We start from the raw sequence: 17,796 nt of genomic DNA on the forward strand, positions 1-17,796 counted from the left end.
GTGTCATAAAATACTCCATATATTGATGTTTATAACATCATTTGGGGAGCAAAATATCACTTATAGGTGTTGTTCAAATTTCCTGATCCACCTCTAAATGCATCAGTTCGATTTGCGAACAACATTGGGTTTTTTCATAAATATTTTTAAAATACGTCCGTACCGAACTCAACGTAATGCCACACTGTTCTGCAATATCTTCTATTTTATAACCATTAATTAACAACTCGCATAAATCAAACTCTCGTTTGGAAAGCTGGTAACACTGTTGTAGGTAAGCTCTTGACAGGGAATAATGCTGGTTTTTATCTGTCATAAATAAGGCAATCTGATGCTGAGCAGACTGTAAATGTTGCATATTTCTTAATTTTTTAAATGGCACCACCGTCAGCATGAATTGTGAGCCTGCCCCATCACTCAACGCCAGGACTCCACCCACTTCAGTCTGAATGGTCGTATCTTCCAGCAAAGCACTTTCTAATAGCTGATCAAAACGTATCTGCTGAGCATAATTGGTTTTTAGACGGTTATGTATATCCAGATCCAGACATGAACTTTGATCAAGCATCTTTTGCGCAACAGGATTGGAATAACTTAAACACAGGTTTTGATCGAGCAGTACAATCCCCGTTTTTAAACTATCCAATACGGTATACAGGCTTAAATTATCTTGCTGAATCAAGTTGATTTGCCGGTGAATTTGCAAAGCCCGGCGTAAATGAATACTGATACGTCTTAGAAAATCCAGCTCAGGCTGTTCAAAAGGCTGTACTTCAGGTGCACGATGAATACCCAGTACCGCCCAACGATAATTCCCCCGATCCAGCAATACTCCCGCCAGATAAGATACACCGCCAGGCTTTAAACACTTCTCATAGAACACATAGTGATCCGTACCCGGCTGTTCTGCATAGTGCTGACAGTTATGACTTAAAGCATCGCCCATCTCGATCGCATTCCATAAGGGCATATGCAGTTTCATATCAATCACTCTGATACGTTCGTCCTGATAAGCAGCCAGACTTTCATTCGGGATATTGTGCGTATAGACAAAATCATAGCCTGGATTAAGCTGATCCAGACCGGTAAAAATTGCACTCTTACTTTTAGTATAGCTCACGATATCTTTGATCACGTCCAGCCACAAAGATGGCAATACAGCAGCATCATAAATTTTTGGGTGGTGTTTCAAAAAGTATGCTGAAAAAAAGCAGGTTGGATTTTGATAAAATAGAGAAATGCGAATAACTCTAGAAATCAAGTGTCCAGCCTGCCTAAGTGACAGTATAAAGAAAAATGGCACAAAAGTAGATGGTAAGCAAAATTACCAATGTAAAATATGCAGACGTCAATTTATTGGTGATCATGCTCTCAGTTATCAAGGCTGTCACTCAGGTATCAAAACCAAAATATTACACCTCATGGTGCGAGCCAGTGGTGTCAGGGATATAGCAGAAATTGAAAGAGTAAGTATCGGTAAAGTTCTACGGACACTTAGCCAATCAAAATATCAACTTCGAGCACAGCAAAGTCATTATGAAACCCTTGAAGTAGATGAGTTTTGGACTTTTGTTGGTCATAAGCAAAATAAACAATGGCTAATTTATGCCTATCATCGAGAAACAGGTGAAATTGTTGCTTATGTATGGGGTAACCGAGATTTAGCCACTGCAAAACGACTTAAATTAAAATTGAAGCAGTTAGGTGTAAGCTATACATGTATATCAAGTGACCATTGGGATAGCTTTGTTACGACCTTTAAAGAATGCAAACAGTTGATTGGTAAATTTTTCACTGTGGGTATAGAAGGCAATAATTGTCGATTACGGCATCGAATCAGGCGAGGCTTTAGGAGAAGCTGCAACTTCTCCAAAAAGCTTGAAAATCATTTCAAAGCCTTTGATTTAGTGTTCTTTTATATCAATAATGGATTCGTTTAATGCCAGCATACTTTTTGAAACACCACCAATTTTTGCAATCAGATTATTTTCTTGTTCTAATTTCATTATCCCCTCCGCATTATCATTATTTTCTAATCATAGCGTTCAGAATTAGTTAACGAAACAGCATAAAGTGACTTTAAACTTGACTAAAAATTCTTAAATCCTGCTCACTTATCAATAACTCCGGTCTGATTCACCTAATGAATCAAACTTTAACAAGATTGCCCTATTTATCTGTACTGACTACTTTTAATGTAATTCATAACAAATAATTTAATAGGGTCAAAACAATGAAAAAATTAACGCTTACTGCTGCGCTAGCAGTCGTTATTGCAGGAGCCTTAACCGCCTGTTCAAAGCCCAATGATAATGAGCCGATGAATAATAATGCTCAATCCAGCCCAGCCATGATGGAGCAAAATAACGCGGATACCAGTATGAACCGTGCTGATAGCGCAGAAACCTCACTAGATTGGGCAGGTGAATATGAAGGTGTTTTTCCTTGTGCTGACTGTGAAGGGATTAAGGTCGAGCTAGATCTCAATCCGGATAAAACCTATGAGCTAAATGAGGAATATTTAGGTAAAGCTGGAAATAATGAGACCGAAACTAAAGGCAGTTTCAGTTTTGACCCTCAAGATCCTTCAATCATCACATTAGATAACAAAGCTGAAAACCGTAAATTCTTTGTCGGTGAAAATTTTATTGAAGCACGCGAGATGAAATCAGGTAAAAAAATTGACAGTAATTTAAATTATAAATTAGTTAAAAAGTCCGCATCATAATTCTGTAAACGCATAAAAAAATCCCCGCTATGGCGGGGATTTTTTTATGAAATGCTCGGATGATGAATTACATCATGCCGCCCATACCACCCATGCCACCCATATCAGGCATTGCAGGTTTGTCTTCTGGGATTTCAGTGATCATGCATTCAGTGGTCAGCATCAAGCCAGCAACAGAAGCGGCGTGCTCAAGTGCAGAACGCGTTACTTTAGCAGGGTCAAGAATACCCATTTCTAGCATATCGCCATATTCGCCAGTTGCAGCGTTATAACCGAAGTTACCTTCGCCATTCTTCACAGCGTTGATCACTACAGAAGGCTCATCACCTGCGTTAGATACGATTTGACGAAGCGGTGCTTCAATCGCACGACGAAGAATGTTGATACCTACGTTTTGGTCATCATTCGCGCCTGTTACGCCTTCAAGTGCAGATGCAGCACGTACTAGTGCAACACCACCACCCGCAACGACACCTTCTTCAACTGCAGCGCGAGTCGCATGAAGCGCGTCATCTACACGGTCTTTTTTCTCTTTCATTGCAACTTCAGTTGCAGCACCGATTTTGATGACGGCAACACCGCCAGCAAGTTTCGCTACACGCTCTTGAAGTTTTTCTTTGTCATATTCTGAAGTAGATTCTTCGATCTGTGCACGGATTTGCTGTACACGGTCAGCGATTTGGCCAGCATTACCAGCACCATCTACAATTACAGTATTTTCTTTAGATACAGTTACTTTATGTGCTGTACCCAAGTGATCAAGCGTCGTTTGATCCAGCTGCATGCCGATTTCTTCAGAAATCACAGTACCGCCAGTCAAGATCGCGATGTCTTGAAGCATAGCTTTACGACGATCACCAAAACCAGGTGCTTTCACCGCACATACTTTGATAATACCGCGCATGTTGTTGACAACAAGCGTCGCAAGCGCTTCGCCTTCAACATCTTCAGAAATGATTAAAAGCGGTTTGCCAGTTTTAGCAACAGCTTCAAGTACTGTAATCAATTCACGAATATTGCTGATTTTCTTATCAACAAGAAGAATGAATGGATTTTCAAGTTCAGCTGTTAAAGTATCTTGCTTGTTCGCGAAGTACGGAGAAATATAACCGCGGTCGAACTGCATGCCTTCAACTACGTCAAGCGAATCTTCGAAGCCTGAACCTTCTTCAACCGTGATCACACCTTCTTTGCCCACTTTTTCCATTGCTTGCGCAATCAGCTGACCTACAGTCGTATCAGAGTTAGCAGAGATCGAACCTACTTGTTCAATCGCTTTAGAGTCTGATGCTGGTTTTGCAGTGGCCTTGATGTTTTCAACTACAGAACGTACCGCAATATCGATACCGCGTTTCAAGTCCATTGGGTTCATACCCGCTGTTACTGACTTGATGCCTTCATTCAAAATTGCTTGTGCCAATACAGTTGCAGTCGTTGTACCATCACCTGCGATGTCATTGGTTTTTGAAGAAACTTCACGAACCAGTTGAGCACCCATGTTCTCGAACTTGTCTTTCAGCGTAATTTCTTTGGCAACAGTGACACCATCTTTAGTGATGTGCGGTGCACCAAAAGAACGGTCGATAACAACGTTACGGCCCTTAGGACCCAAAGTAACCTTTACTGCATCTGCAAGGGTGTTTACACCAGCAATCATTTTTGAACGAGCTGAATCACCAAATTTTACGTCTTTAGCTGACATATTTGACTCCGAATATTGTTGTATCTTTACAAAATCTGATTTGGAATGAATAAAACTTTTTTAGCGCAGATTAAGCTTCTAATACCGCTAAAATGTCAGATTCTTTCATGATTAAAAGCTCTTCGCCGTTTACTTTTACAGTAGTGCCTGCATAAGTACCGAACAATACTTTGTCGCCAACTTTTACGTCTAACGCGCGTACGCCATTATCAGTGATTTGACCATTACCAACTGCAATGATTTCACCTTGAGCAGGTTTCTCAGCAGCCGAACCTGGAAGTAAAATGCCTCCAGCTGTTTTAGTTTCTTCTTCAACACGACGAATAACAACGCGGTCATGTAATGGACGAATGTTGCTCATAAATAACTCCATCAGACTAAGTCTTTTTTAGGTCACTGATGACGACTTAATTATTCCATGGGTCATCATCAAAAATTTTTGATGTCACTTTTATGGAGATGGAATAAAACGCTTCAAGGGCAAAAATGAAAAAAAATTGGTTTTTTTTAACGAATCATAGGTTTTCGTCTATTTATTCAGCAGATCGGCTTTCAACAAAAAGGCTTGCGCCGCTTCGTCGAACAAATATTGAGAAATTTTTCCTGTGGCATCAATCAGATTAAAACTGTTAGGTTCATCTTTATGTAGACGATTTGACGCAGAAGTCCCCGCATGCACATCATATACAGGATGATCCACCCCTAGTCCGAACATCTGATTCAAATCATAAATCGCGGGTTGATGCAGATGCCCATGTAACAGCGCAAACAGACCATGCTCTGCCCAGGCCTCTAAAGCAATTTTGGCCATCAGTGGACTGTCCTTGAAACCGCGCTTATTTTGAAAGGGTACATAAAAAGGCTGATGGCTGACAATGATTTTTAATTTGGACGCAGGCGCCTGCGCCAGCGTCAGGTCAATACGCTGAATCTGCTCAAGGGATAAATGCCCTTTGGTATGATATCGACGTCGGATCGAATTCACCCCAATCAGATAAAAATTTTCAGTTTCAAATATTGGCTCCAATTCACCAAAAAAAATCTGGTAACGGGTAAATGGATTGAAAAGCCGATTCCACAAATGATAGAGCGGAATATCATGATTCCCCGGGATCACCATATAAGGCGTATTGAGCTGATCTAAAAATTTTTTACAGGCAAAAAACTGGCCCAATCGTGCGCGCTGAGTCAGATCACCACTGATGACGACAGCTTCAAGTGGATGGGTCTGACAGAAATGTCGAATCGCGTCTAAACACTCCGGCTTCTCTGTTCCAAAATGCAGATCAGACAGATGCAGGATCATGTGGCACCATTACGCTTAGGCTATCTTTTAATACAGAAATATTGAGTGGCGGGGCCATTTCCACAATTTCCCCGTCAATCGCCACCATCAATTTCTTGGCTCTGGATTCGATTCTGACTTGATCGGCTGCAAAACTATAGACATCTGATGCTTGGTCAATCTTGCCTCGAATCAGCTGATACACTAGCTTAAATAAAGTAAGCTTATCACTTTTAGAAACTATCACTCCCGCCACTTTGCCTTTTTCAGCCGCTTCTGCAATGCGCATTTTCATATCCGCCAGTTGCAAGGGATTATTGCCAAAAAAGATCAGTGGTGTTTTTACCGGATATTTCTTTTGATCCACCCAGATTTTTAGTTTTAATTCTTTACGGTCGCGAATTAAAACATCCAGTGCAGAAGTATAGGCATGTAGCGGTAAGCGACCAAAAATACGATTATAGTCTTCACGTTTTTTAATAAATAAAGGATATAGACCCAAACTGGCATTATTCAGATAAATTTCCTGATTGATCCGAGCAACATTCATACGTTGTGGCTGTCCTGTCGCAATCACTTTTGCCGCTTCAAGTAAATCTAGCGGAATCCCCAATAATCTGGCTACATAGTTAAAAGTCCCTAAAGGCAAAATACCGACAGGAATTTGCGTATTCAACACATGTTTGGCGACTGTATTTAAAGTTCCATCTCCGCCTGCCGCAACGATAATTCCTGACTCGCTAGATGCCAAATGCTGTTCAAGCACCTCAGCCATAATTTTATCAAATTGCTGTGAATCATTGATTTCATAAGCTTTAGTTTGATAACCCTGGGCTGAAAATATATCGATCAGCTGCTCATAAATGCCTTCTGGCCCCTGTATGCGAAAACCAGCTTTATGATTAAAAATTAGCGATAAGGGTTTAGATTGATTAGACATTTTTCGCGCAATTTCATTGAAGCCTATTGGCATTTTGTCCAATTCATAGACAATTAACAGTGGCTTTATGTAAAATTCAAATGGCAACCATTTATTTAATCAATAATGAATATTAAAGGTCTTATAAAATTAAGATAATGATTTTAATATTAATTTTTAAAATAAATACTATCCATAATTTAAATAAATAATATTAATAATTCAAACATTTAGTTTTATCTTGTTGTTTTACTTATATTTATAAATAAAATAGCATTATATTCCAAAAGAAATCTAGCACTTCTTTGGTCTTATTTTTTTTATCATTTTATGCTTTAATACAGCCACTTTTTTTCATACTTCATCTGGGCGATATTTTTTATTGCTCGGATTGTACTTTGTACATCTAATTTGTACACATTTGAGATAGGCCTCACCATGACCCAAGTGAACGCACCAGAATTCGTTCGTCACCCTAAGCTTATTGCTTGGGTGGAAGAGATTGCTAAATTAACAAAACCAGCAAAAATTGAATGGTGTGACGGTAGCGCAGAAGAATATCAACGTTATATCGACTTGATGATCGCTAACGGCACAATGCAAGCGCTGAATCAAGAAACTCATCCTGGTTCTTATCTTGCAAATTCTGATCCTTCTGACGTAGCACGTGTTGAAGATCGTACTTACATCTGCTCTGAAAACAAAGACGATGCTGGCGCGACCAACAACTGGGAAGCACCTGCTGTCATGCGCGAAAAATTGAACGGTTTATTTGACGGTTCAATGGCAGGTCGTACACTTTATGTGGTTCCATTCTCTATGGGTCCATTGGGTTCTCATATCGCTCATATCGGTATCGAGTTAACTGACTCTCCTTACGTTGCAGTAAGCATGTCTAAAATGGCTCGTATGGGTAAAGCTGTTTATGACGTTCTTGGTACTGACGGTGAATACGTTCCTTGCGTACACACTGTAGGTGCTCCGCTTGCGAACGGCGAAAAAGATGTTGCATGGCCTTGCAACAAAGAAAAATACATCGTGCATTACCCAGAAACTCGTGAGATCTGGTCTTATGGTTCTGGTTATGGCGGTAACGCATTATTGGGTAAAAAATGCCTGGCATTACGTATTGCATCATTTATGGGTCGTCAACAAGGCTGGTTAGCTGAACACATGCTGATCCTTGGCGTGACCAATCCACAAGGCGAAAAACACTACATCGCAGCTGCATTCCCATCTGCATGTGGTAAAACAAACTTCGCAATGCTGATTCCACCAGCAGGCTATGAAGGCTGGAAGATTGAAACTGTAGGTGACGATATTGCCTGGATCAAACCAGGTGAAGACGGTCGCTTATATGCAATCAACCCTGAAGCTGGCTTCTTCGGTGTAGCGCCTGGTACCAATACCAAAACCAACCCGAACTGTATGGCAACCATGCACAAAGACGTGATTTATACCAACGTTGCTGTGACTGACAACGGTGAAGTTTGGTGGGAAGGTCTGACTAAAGAAGCGCCTGCTAACTTGACTAACTGGAAAGGTCAACCACACACTGGCGAAGAAAAAGCAGCGCATCCAAACGCACGTTTCACAGTATCTGCTGGCCAGTGCCCTTCTATTGATGCTGACTGGGAAAATCCAGCAGGTGTTCCAATCTCTGCGTTCATCTTCGGTGGTCGTCGTGCAGACACAGTGCCTCTAATTTCAGAAGCATTTGACTGGGTTGACGGTGTTTACAAAGCTGCGACTATGGGATCTGAAACCACTGCTGCTGCTGTTGGCCAACAAGGTATCGTTCGTCGTGACCCGTTCGCGATGCTGCCATTCGCTGGCTACAACATGGCGGATTACTTCACGCACTGGTTAGAAATGGGCGAGCAAGTGGGCGCGAAAGCTGCCGCTGCTGGCAACAAACTTCCAGGTATCTACAACGTGAACTGGTTCCGTCGTGATGCTGAAGGCAACTTCGTATGGCCTGGTTTCGGTCAAAACATGCGTGTTCTTGAGTGGATCATTGACCGTTGTGAAGGTCGTGCTGAGGCTGTTGAAACACCAATTGGCCTAGTTCCTACTTATGAACAGTTGAACTGGACTGGTTCTGACTTCACTAAAGAACAGTTTGACCTAGTAACTTCTCAAGATAAAGATCAATGGATCAAAGAACTTGAAAGCCATACTGAATTGTTCGACAAGCTAGGTGAGCGTTTACCGGAAGCGTTAAAAACTCGTCAAGCAGAACTTATTGCTGCGGTTAAATCTGCTTAATTGCTGATTTAATTTAAAAAAGGTCGCGTAAGCGGCCTTTTTTATTGGCTGTTTAAACAATTGATCACAATTGACCAGAGCAGCTGCTTAAGCAAAATATGGCATACTTAAACCAAGACTTCAGGAACTATAAATATGAAAAGAACAACAGTAATTTTGGCTGTGGCTGCAAGCAGTTTTGTACTGAGTGCATGTCAGACCACACCCCATCAATTCAATGGACAAAGTGGCTATGAGATTCTGGAACGTTCAGGCAATACAGCAACCCTGAGCTACACCCTCTCAGGACGACCAAGCCAGGATGAAAATCGCTTGCAAGCCGCTTGCAGACACGTGTTAGGAAATTCCAAAACTTACAATATCCAGATTTTAAGCACCAATGAAATTTCCAATCCAACTGCGGAACAGGAAAACTATGGCCGCCAACTGGGTAATAGCCGCACGCAAATCAGCTTAAGCAACACGCCCGATTTACATAATAGCGAGAACCCGGGTGCACGCGAAGCTTTAGAAGCCCGCCCAACGACCATGCGCGTTATTCGTTATACTTGTTCTTAATATCTGATACTTATAGAAATCAAGACAATCAAAAAGGGCTAACTGCCCTTTTTGATTTTTCAACTTTAAAGTGTTTTATAGAAACTGACATTACGAAATTCTGGTGATTCATCCAGATCTGGCCAAGTCGTTGCACTGCGCTCATCCAGTTTTTCATATTGAGGATGACTAAAGTTTTTTACTCGACTATCTGCAACCCAGACCTCAGGTGCAAATCTTAAAAACTCATCCAGGAAGAAACGGTTACATTGATCATAAAGCACATCTGCGGCTAATAAAATATCCACTTTCTCTGCCTTATATAGGTCATCCAGATATTCAAGCTCGACATCATTTAGCTCTGCATTGGCACGACAGGCATCTAGACTAACTTGATCGATATCACAGCAGATCACACGTTTTGCACCTGCCATTTTCGCCGCAATGGCAACTACGCCCGATCCCGCCCCAAAATCCAAAACTACTTTGTCTTTAACATGATGCGGCTCTGCCAATAGCCACTGCGCCATCGCCAAGCCTGAGGCCCAGCAAAAGATCCAGTATGGTGTATCATTCCAAATGCGACGAATCACCTCATCATCCAGCTTATCTGTTGGGAATACTGGCGGAATCAGCCACAGGGAAATGGGTGTATCCGGCAATTGCTGTGCATGTAGCTCACAGTGTGGAATCACATCATGCAAGGCTTTTAGTAGATGTTCTGGGGCTTGAGGGAGTCGGAAGGTGCAGCTCATTAGATTTCTTTTAATTAGTATTAATGTCTTTGAAGAATCTCCCCTAGCCCCTCTTTAAAAAAGAGGGGGAAACTCCATCCAAAAATAGTGATCAGAGTTCCCTCCTTTGAAAAAGGAGGGTTAGGGAGGATTTGATTAACCTAAAGCTTTTTCAGCAGCTTCAACCGTTTGACGGATTAAAGTGGTAATCGTCATTGGACCTACGCCACCCGGAACTGGGGTATAAGCAGAAGCAATTTCTTCAATGCCAACAAGTTGGATATCACCAACACCACCGCCATCACGTGGATGGAAACCAGCATCAACAACCACTGCACCTTGTTTGATCCAGTCTTTTTGAATTAATTCTGCTTTACCTACCGCACCGACAATGATATCTGCTTGCTTAACAAAGCTTGCAAGATCTTGAGTACGTGAATGGCAAATGGTTACGGTTGCATTCGCTTCTAGCAGCATCGCAGCCATTGGTTTACCCAAAATTGCAGAACGACCTACAACTACCGCATGTTTACCAGCGATTTCAATGTTGTTCTCTTTCAGGATAGTCATAATACCCGCAGGCGTCGCTGAACCATAGGCTGCCTCACCCATTGCCATACGACCATAGCCCAGGCAAGTGACACCATCTACGTCTTTTTCAAGCGAGATTGCATCGAAACAGGCACGCTCATCAATTTGCGCAGGAACCGGGTGCTGAAGCAGAATACCGTGCACATCAGGATTTGCATTTAATTTTTCAATTTCAGCCAATAATTCTTCAGTTGTGGTTTCTTTAGGAAGTTCCACTTTGAGTGAATCCATACCAACACGGCGGCAGGCATTGCCTTTCATGCGAACATAAGTTGCAGATGCACCATCGTCACCTACCAAAATCGTCGCAAGAATTGGAGTACGACCTGATTTTGCTTTCAGCGCTTCTACGCGAGTAAACAAGTCAGCTTCAATTTGCTTCGCCAATGCACGACCGTCTAGAACTAATGCCACGGCACTTCTCCCAAGTGTTGATATGAATCAATTTTGCACATTCTACATGAATAATTTAAATATTTTCCGCCAGATGATGTTTTTATGCGCATACAGATGAATACACTATTGTTTTTTTTTCTGGGCTTGCTAATATACGCATCAACAAGACGCGGCGGGGTGGCAGAGTGGTCATGCAGCGGACTGCAACTCCGTGGACGCCGGTTCGATTCCGACCTCCGCCTCCATCTTGTTAAAGCCCGAGTGGTGAAATCGGTAGACACAGGGGATTTAAAATCCCCCGCCCACAAAGCGTGCCAGTTCGAGTCTGGCCTCGGGCACCATTCTTCTACTATAGAAAGATGGTGCAAATAAAGAACCCAGCGAAAGCTGGTTTTTTTATGTCTGTAATTTAGTTAGTCAAAAAATAAGTAAATTAAATTCCCATTTAAAGTGTCATCATTAATCAGGCCCTCCTGCTCTGCTTTCTCAATATCATCCAGCAGAACGTAAATATCCTTGCAAATCCTGTTCCAGTTTTTGCTGGAAATGAATCGGCTCAATAATTTTCACATAAGGTAACCAGTAACGCACCAAAGGCAATAACTGCATTTCGTGACGAATCTGGCAACTAATCACTAACTCTCCAGTCCCAGTTTCCTGCTCGATCTGCTGTTCTGGAAATAAACGGCGCTCTTTAAAAAAGACCGCGACTTCAGGTTGTACCTTGATTAAGACTTGCTGCTTTTGCTGCCCAAACCAGATGCTGTCTTCATCTACCAGCATTTTCAGTATTTCAGGATCATGCGCAAAGCTCTCCACCTCAGAAACCAGCTTGAGTTGTTGCACCTGACTTAAGCGATAGGTGCGCAACTTGTCCTGATCTACACCTACCAGATACCAGATACCATGATGGTGAATCAAGCGATAAGGCTTAATGATTCGCAATTGATCTGAATATTGCAACTCAACCTGCTGACGTTTATAGATTGCGCTTGCAAGCAACTTGAAATGCTCGGCAAACTGTTTGGCATCTTCAAAATAATAGCCTTTTGCCGAAAATACCTGATTTGCCCGCTCATCCAGCAATTCACGCATAAAAGACATATCCAGCGCCGGATACAGCTCACTGATCCCCGAAAGCTGGGCAAAGGTCTGGATATCCTGCAATTTAAAGCGCCCTAAATAAGAGAGTTCCAGATAATATCGTTTCTGTTCATCTTGAAGTAAGGGTAAGTAAGAGCCTAGACGATCAAAATCACGCTCAATGGTACGGGTGCTGACTTGAAATTCTGCAGCTAGCTCTGCAGCCCGGAGTTGATATCCGACGTTTAATTTGGTCAAAATTCTGGCTAAACGCTCTGCAAGACGCTCATGTGTTGAAGCTGGGCGCTTCATAAATCCCCACTTAATACATTCTCATGTACTTATTTATCGCTAGATGTTGAATGATTATACTGAATGCCGATCAATGAATAATATTAGGACAAAGTCTAAGATATTTTTTTGCATCAGATCTTGACCCTTTATTCACCCTAAAAATACAAGATCTTATTTGGATTTTCTGGATGCTTTCTTGCTTGAATGACGATTTTGTATTGTTAATCTTTCTATATAACGCTCCAGATGCAGCATCGCCCGATACATTTTATGTAACTCTACCCAGCTGATGGTTCCGCGAATAATCATTTTATGAATACGTCGTAATGCGCTTAAACTATGTTTTGAACTATATGCTGTTGAAATAATTTTCATCTTATTTTCCCTCTCACATTCATGTGAATGTTTAACCATTTGGTCGGAATTATCTATACATGCAATTTACGTGTCATAATTGACAGGTTGTGTCGAACAGTTAACATTTTTTAATTTTTATTCAAGATTTTATATATTTATTTGTAATAATATTTTACTTAAAATTAAAAAAAGCCAGTAAAATTACTGGCTTTTTTTGAATCACTTATCTCGTATTAAATAATTTCAACTACAACTTTACCCACATGCTCTCCAGTATCCATTGTGGCATGGGCATCCTGAATCTGATCGAACTTAAACGTTTTATAGATCATCGGGAGACATTCGCCTTTTGCCCACAATGGTGCAATCTGCTCTTTCAGGCCTTGTGCAATTTCCGCTTTTTCAGCCGTGCTGCGTGCACGCATGGTCGAACCGGTAATGGTCAGACGTTTCATCATGATTTGTCCGAGTTTAACTTCTTTGGCCTTAGCACCACCCAAGAAGGCGATATAGACCAGACGTCCATCACGGCGCAACAAATTTAAATTACGCTCTAAATAAGGTGCACCGACCATATCTAAAATAACATCGACACCACCATTGTCGGTAGCTTCATTAATAACTTGCTCAAAGTCCTGAGTTTTATAATTAATAGCCGTGGTTAAATCAGAAATCGCTGCAACTTTTTCATCTGAACCCACAGTTGCAAAAGTTTTAATACCAAGTGATTTACACAGCATCAAAGCAGTCGTACCAATCCCACTGGTTCCACCATGCACCAGTACCGTTTCCCCTGCTTTAGCCTGACCCATCTGGAACACATTAGCCCACACGGTAAAGAAAGTTTCAGGAATGGCCGCTGCCTGGACAAAACTTACGCCTTCAGGAATATTCAAGGTCTGGCTTTCTGGCACTACGCAATATTCAGCATAACCGCCACCATTGGTCAAACCACAAACCTTGTCACCAACTTTAAACTGACTTACATCACTACCAATCGCAACCACCTCACCTGCCACTTCCAGGCCAGGAACTGGCGTTACCCCTTTCGGCATCGGATATAAGCCTTGACGCTGCAGGATATCTGGACGGTTAATACCAAAGGCATGAACTTTCACCAGAACTTCATCTGCTTTAGGTTCAGGTACAGTCACCGTTTCATAAGCGAGTTTATCGACACCACCTGGTTCTGTAATAATGACTTGCTGCATGGTTTGTTGCGACATGATTTCTTTCCCTAATCTATGCATTTCATATATCTTGGACTTATTTGAACATAGTTAGCATGAGGAATGAAGCTACATCGGACTTATGTATAATCGGGGGACTATTCAGGAAATTGATAATAGGCCAACCATGATCCAAGTGATCGAATATAACGAAAACAATTACAGTGATTTTGAGTGGTTTGAAGGTTTTGCCGTGATTCGCTTTTATGCAGACTGGTGCAAGCCCTGTGTTCAGAATTTTCCGATCTTTGCCGAACTGGCGACATACTATGCTGAGGTAAATCCTGAAGTTAAATTTGGCAAGATCAATGTGGATCAGTCTCCGATTTTAACCTTGCGCTATAATGCCTATGGTTTGCCTTCTACGCTTATTTTTAGAAATGGAGAAATTATTAAAAGGATTGCAGGCGTGAAAAGTTTAACCGAAATGAAAGCAATTCTGGCCTTAGTCCTCAATGATTCTTATGAATAATTACCCATGTGAAGCCAAATCTAACAAAAATATTTCTTTTAGCTCACTATCTAAATACGGAGCCTTTAATTAACTACGCCCTTTATATTCCTTTACCATTCGATCACTCACATCTTCCGGATAACACAGCGGCGCATATCCGCCTGCACGATTATAAGCACTACGCTTACCACAACGACTACCATTACTTGCAGTATTGTAAGGACACGGACAATTTCCCGGATAATTCTGAATCGACTGCTGGATTATTTTTTGCTTGATTGCTTCAACGCTTTGGCTGCTCTGTTTGGCTTCAGCTCCAAAAGCCACACACAAGCCAGCCAGCAATATTAATTTTTTCATATATTCCCCAAATCTAGGGAGTATTGTATTAATTGACTAGTAAATTGAAAGATCACATTTTGACTAATCGAATGATTTTCATGCAATCAAAATTTAGGCAATAAAAAACCCGCTTTTCAGCGGGTTTCTTCAAATCAGTCCAGTCTTAAAGACGAACCAATTCCACAATCTTCTCAGCAAGTTCTTCAACTGTATCTACGGTTAAAGTCGTGTCTGTACCTTCAGCAGCATCGGTAATCACAACCACACCAGTTTCACGAACCAGTGCAACCTGCTCCGCATTCAAACATGCTTTAGCAATAGCAACGATCCCTTGCTGAATCAGCAAGCTTTCTAGCGCCTGAGCATTTTCCAAAGCTTTACCAGATACAGTCACCGCAGCAGGTTTTTGACCCAAACGTGCCGCACGTGCTTCTGCAGTGACAGGCTCATCGTGTGCAGACCATTCAACTGATTCTTCCACCATACCAGCACCAATCGTCACGTTATTCAAACGATCGATGAAGATAAACGAACCGGTGAAACGGCTGTCTTGATAACGGTCAAAGACCACTGGTGCATCAAATTCAACAGTCACATTGGCGATTGCATTTAGCTCAAGTTTATCCACCTGAACTTTTTCCAATGTGTTAACGTTGGTACGGTAATGAATTGCCGTTACTTTTGCCGGAACGGTTTGCGTACCAATCTTGATGTTGTACAGCTTACCCAGTACAAGTGGTTGATCTGCCATCCACACAACAGTCGCTTGAACTGAACGGGAAATATTTGGAACAGCTTGATCCGCACGAATTAACACGTTACCACGTGAAATATCAATTTCATCGTTAAGCGTTAAAGTCACTGCCTGACCTGCAACTGCATGCTCAAGATTGCCATCAAAAGTGACAATTTCTTTGACAGTCGATGATTTACCAGAAGGTAATGCTGTTACGGTATCGCCAACATTGATATCGCCAAGTGCGATCGTACCGCAGAAACCACGGAAGTCGAGGTTTGGACGGTTCACGTATTGCACAGGGAAACGGAAATCCTGCTTCGCTGAACTACGGTTAATTTCCACCGATTCAAGTGTACCCATCAGCGTTTCACCAGTGTACCATGGCGTATTGGCTGACTTGTTCACCACGTTATCGCCATTCAATGCAGAAATAGGCGTAAAGATGATATTGCTTGGTTTACGGTCGCCCAATTGTGCAACGAATGCCGCATATTCAGCCTGGATTTCATTGAAACGCGTTTCAGAGAATTCCACCAAGTCCATCTTATTGATTGCAACAATGATGTTCTTGATCCCGAGCAAACTCGCAATAAAGGTATGACGACGCGTCTGGGTTTGCACGCCATAACGCGCATCAATCAAAATGATCGCAAGGTCACAAGTCGACGCACCGGTTGCCATGTTACGGGTGTACTGTTCGTGTCCCGGCGTGTCCGCGATGATGAATTTACGTTTTTCTGTCGAGAAATAACGATATGCCACATCAATGGTAATGCCTTGCTCACGCTCTGCTTGTAAACCATCGACCAGAAGTGCCAAGTCAGGTGCATCACCTGTCGTACCGACTTTTTTCGAGTCACGGGTCACAGCCTGTAATTGATCTTCATAAATCAATTTTGAATCGTACAGCAGACGACCAATTAACGTTGATTTACCATCGTCCACATTACCGCAAGTCAGGAAACGCAACAGGTCTTTATTTTCATGTTGTTTTAAATAGCCCAAGATATCTTGGCTGATTAAATCAGATTGATGAGACATCGCTCAAAGCTCCACATATTCTTTAGAAATCGGTTGTTTTGAATCTCTTTTTAATCTCCCTAAATCCCTCTTTAATAAAGAGGGACTTTATCTCCGTTCTGATTTAGGAGTTCCCCCTCTTTTTAAAGAGGTGAGCAGCATTGCTGCGCAAGGGGGGAGATTAAATTAGAAGTAGCCTTCCTGCTTCTTCTTCTCCATCGAGCCTGCTTCATCATGGTCAATCATACGACCTTGACGCTCAGAACTGGTTGCCAGCAACATTTCCTGAATAATTTCCGGCAAGGTATTGGCTGTAGATTCCACAGCACCTGTTAATGGATAACAACCCAAAGTACGGAAACGTACCGATTTCATTTGTGGAACTTCACCTTCTTTTAAAGGCATACGTTCATCATCAACCATAATAAGTGTGCCACTACGTTCAACCACAGGACGTTCTGCAGCCAAATAAAGTGGTACTAATGGAATACTTTCCAAATAAATGTATTGCCAGATATCCAGCTCAGTCCAGTTAGATAACGGGAATACACGAATACTTTCGCCCTTGTTCACTTTACCGTTATAAAGATTCCAAAGTTCTGGGCGCTGGTTTTTCGGATCCCAACGATGTTTCGAATCACGGAATGAATAAACACGTTCTTTCGCACGTGATTTTTCTTCATCACGGCGCGCGCCACCAAAAGCAGCATCAAAACCGTATTTATCCAGAGCCTGTTTTAAGCCCTGAGTTTTCATGATGTCGGTATATTTAGAACTACCGTGGTCGAACGGGTTAATACCTGCCTCAACCCCTTCTTTATTCTGATGCACGATCAAATCGAAACCATGGGTTTTCGCCATATTGTCCCGGAAAGTGATCATGTCTTTAAACTTCCAGCCTGTATCGACATGTAATAATGGAAATGGAAGTTTTGCTGGGTAGAACGCTTTTAGCGCAAGATGCAGCATGACCGCCGAATCTTTACCAATCGAATACAGCATGACCGGATTTTCAAACTCGGCAGCAACTTCGCGGATGATATGAATACTCTCAGCTTCAAGCTGTTTGAGATGAGTAAGTCTTTCCTCATTTAACGACATGGACAACACCAGCTTAG

18 protein-coding genes and 2 tRNA genes are annotated in these 17,796 nt (G+C 41.9%); 7 read left to right on the forward strand and 13 right to left on the reverse strand.

The window, feature by feature from the left end:
* Positions 1–73: 73 nt before the first annotated feature.
* On the reverse strand, positions 74–1,192 hold the full coding sequence (locus F891_RS04505; protein ID WP_034439185.1) for a LuxR C-terminal-related transcriptional regulator: 1,119 nt from the start codon (positions 1,190–1,192) through the stop codon (positions 74–76).
* A 46-nt stretch (positions 1,193–1,238) separates the two neighbouring features.
* On the opposite strand from F891_RS04505, the gene F891_RS04510 reads away from it, so the two are divergent.
* Positions 1,239–1,940 carry an IS1 family transposase gene (locus tag F891_RS04510; protein WP_034439188.1) on the forward strand — a complete coding sequence of 234 codons (702 nt, stop codon included), beginning with the start codon at positions 1,239–1,241 and terminating at the stop codon, positions 1,938–1,940.
* Positions 1,941–2,233: 293 nt separating this feature from the next.
* A complete protein-coding gene (locus F891_RS04515) occupies positions 2,234–2,728 on the forward strand; it encodes a copper resistance protein NlpE (protein WP_005262338.1) in 495 nt (164 codons plus the stop codon).
* Between the two features lie 67 nt (positions 2,729–2,795).
* On the opposite strand, the gene groL is transcribed toward F891_RS04515, so the two are convergent.
* The 4 genes from groL to F891_RS04535 form a co-directional block, all read right to left on the reverse strand.
* Positions 2,796–4,430 carry a chaperonin GroEL gene (gene groL / locus F891_RS04520; RefSeq protein ID WP_004279474.1) on the reverse strand — a complete coding sequence of 545 codons (1,635 nt, stop codon included), beginning with the start codon at positions 4,428–4,430 and terminating at the stop codon, positions 2,796–2,798.
* Positions 4,431–4,500: 70 nt separating this feature from the next.
* Positions 4,501–4,791: a co-chaperone GroES gene (locus F891_RS04525; protein WP_004646315.1), complete on the reverse strand. Its 291-nt coding sequence runs from the start codon at positions 4,789–4,791 to the stop codon at positions 4,501–4,503.
* A 168-nt stretch (positions 4,792–4,959) separates the two neighbouring features.
* Positions 4,960–5,736: a metallophosphoesterase family protein gene (locus F891_RS04530; RefSeq protein WP_005262340.1), complete on the reverse strand. Its 777-nt coding sequence runs from the start codon at positions 5,734–5,736 to the stop codon at positions 4,960–4,962.
* Entirely contained in the window at positions 5,717–6,655 is a 939-nt protein-coding gene (locus F891_RS04535; RefSeq protein ID WP_034439262.1) for a diacylglycerol/lipid kinase family protein, read from the reverse strand. Before F891_RS04535 ends, F891_RS04530 begins: the two co-directional genes overlap by 20 nt.
* 417 nt (positions 6,656–7,072) lie before the next feature.
* On the opposite strand from F891_RS04535, the gene F891_RS04540 reads away from it, so the two are divergent.
* Together F891_RS04540 and F891_RS04545 are read left to right on the forward strand one after the other, a co-directional pair.
* Positions 7,073–8,902 carry a phosphoenolpyruvate carboxykinase (GTP) gene (locus F891_RS04540; protein ID WP_005262344.1) on the forward strand — a complete coding sequence of 610 codons (1,830 nt, stop codon included), beginning with the start codon at positions 7,073–7,075 and terminating at the stop codon, positions 8,900–8,902.
* A gap of 135 nt (positions 8,903–9,037) precedes the next feature.
* A complete protein-coding gene (locus F891_RS04545) occupies positions 9,038–9,460 on the forward strand; it encodes a hypothetical protein (RefSeq protein WP_005262346.1) in 423 nt (140 codons plus the stop codon).
* Positions 9,461–9,525: 65 nt separating this feature from the next.
* Here F891_RS04545 and F891_RS04550 read toward each other — a convergent pair whose 3' ends face one another.
* Complete coding sequence (locus F891_RS04550) at positions 9,526–10,194, reverse strand: class I SAM-dependent methyltransferase (protein ID WP_005262348.1); 669 nt, start codon at positions 10,192–10,194, stop codon at positions 9,526–9,528.
* A gap of 135 nt (positions 10,195–10,329) precedes the next feature.
* Positions 10,330–11,178 (reverse strand): bifunctional methylenetetrahydrofolate dehydrogenase/methenyltetrahydrofolate cyclohydrolase FolD, encoded by an 849-nt coding sequence (gene folD / locus F891_RS04555; RefSeq protein WP_004646309.1) that lies wholly within the window; start codon positions 11,176–11,178, stop codon positions 10,330–10,332.
* A gap of 153 nt (positions 11,179–11,331) precedes the next feature.
* Here folD and F891_RS04560 point away from each other — a divergent pair.
* A tRNA-Cys gene (locus F891_RS04560) sits at positions 11,332–11,405 on the forward strand.
* 10 nt (positions 11,406–11,415) lie between these two features.
* Positions 11,416–11,501: transfer RNA gene (locus F891_RS04565), tRNA-Leu, on the forward strand.
* A gap of 151 nt (positions 11,502–11,652) precedes the next feature.
* On the opposite strand, the gene F891_RS04570 is transcribed toward F891_RS04565, so the two are convergent.
* From F891_RS04570 to F891_RS04575, 3 genes are all read right to left on the reverse strand, one after another.
* The gene (locus tag F891_RS04570) at positions 11,653–12,555 is read right to left on the reverse strand and encodes a helix-turn-helix transcriptional regulator (RefSeq protein WP_004730239.1); all 903 of its coding nucleotides are present in this window, start codon (positions 12,553–12,555) and stop codon (positions 11,653–11,655) included.
* Between the two features lie 153 nt (positions 12,556–12,708).
* Positions 12,709–12,912 (reverse strand): hypothetical protein, encoded by a 204-nt coding sequence (locus F891_RS17275; RefSeq protein WP_004730241.1) that lies wholly within the window; start codon positions 12,910–12,912, stop codon positions 12,709–12,711.
* A 215-nt stretch (positions 12,913–13,127) separates the two neighbouring features.
* On the reverse strand, positions 13,128–14,120 hold the full coding sequence (locus F891_RS04575) for an NAD(P)H-quinone oxidoreductase (RefSeq protein ID WP_004730244.1): 993 nt from the start codon (positions 14,118–14,120) through the stop codon (positions 13,128–13,130).
* Positions 14,121–14,250: 130 nt separating this feature from the next.
* Here F891_RS04575 and F891_RS04580 point away from each other — a divergent pair, with 130 nt between their 5' ends.
* Entirely contained in the window at positions 14,251–14,595 is a 345-nt protein-coding gene (locus F891_RS04580; protein ID WP_004730246.1) for a thioredoxin family protein, read from the forward strand.
* Between the two features lie 69 nt (positions 14,596–14,664).
* Here the strand turns inward: F891_RS04580 and F891_RS04585 are convergent, their stop codons facing one another.
* From F891_RS04585 to cysD, 3 genes are all read right to left on the reverse strand, one after another.
* Positions 14,665–14,937, reverse strand: coding sequence for a hypothetical protein (locus F891_RS04585; RefSeq protein ID WP_004730248.1), 273 nt, complete (start codon positions 14,935–14,937; stop codon positions 14,665–14,667).
* Between the two features lie 145 nt (positions 14,938–15,082).
* Positions 15,083–16,699 (reverse strand): sulfate adenylyltransferase subunit CysN, encoded by a 1,617-nt coding sequence (cysN, locus tag F891_RS04590; protein WP_004730250.1) that lies wholly within the window; start codon positions 16,697–16,699, stop codon positions 15,083–15,085.
* 165 nt (positions 16,700–16,864) lie between these two features.
* On the reverse strand, positions 16,865–17,779 hold the full coding sequence (cysD, locus tag F891_RS04595; protein ID WP_004730252.1) for a sulfate adenylyltransferase subunit CysD: 915 nt from the start codon (positions 17,777–17,779) through the stop codon (positions 16,865–16,867).
* Positions 17,780–17,796: the final 17 nt, after the last annotated feature.

Origin of the sequence: Acinetobacter sp. CIP 101966 (assembly GCF_000369725.1) — a bacterium.
Lineage (GTDB): Bacteria > Pseudomonadota > Gammaproteobacteria > Pseudomonadales > Moraxellaceae > Acinetobacter > Acinetobacter lwoffii_Q.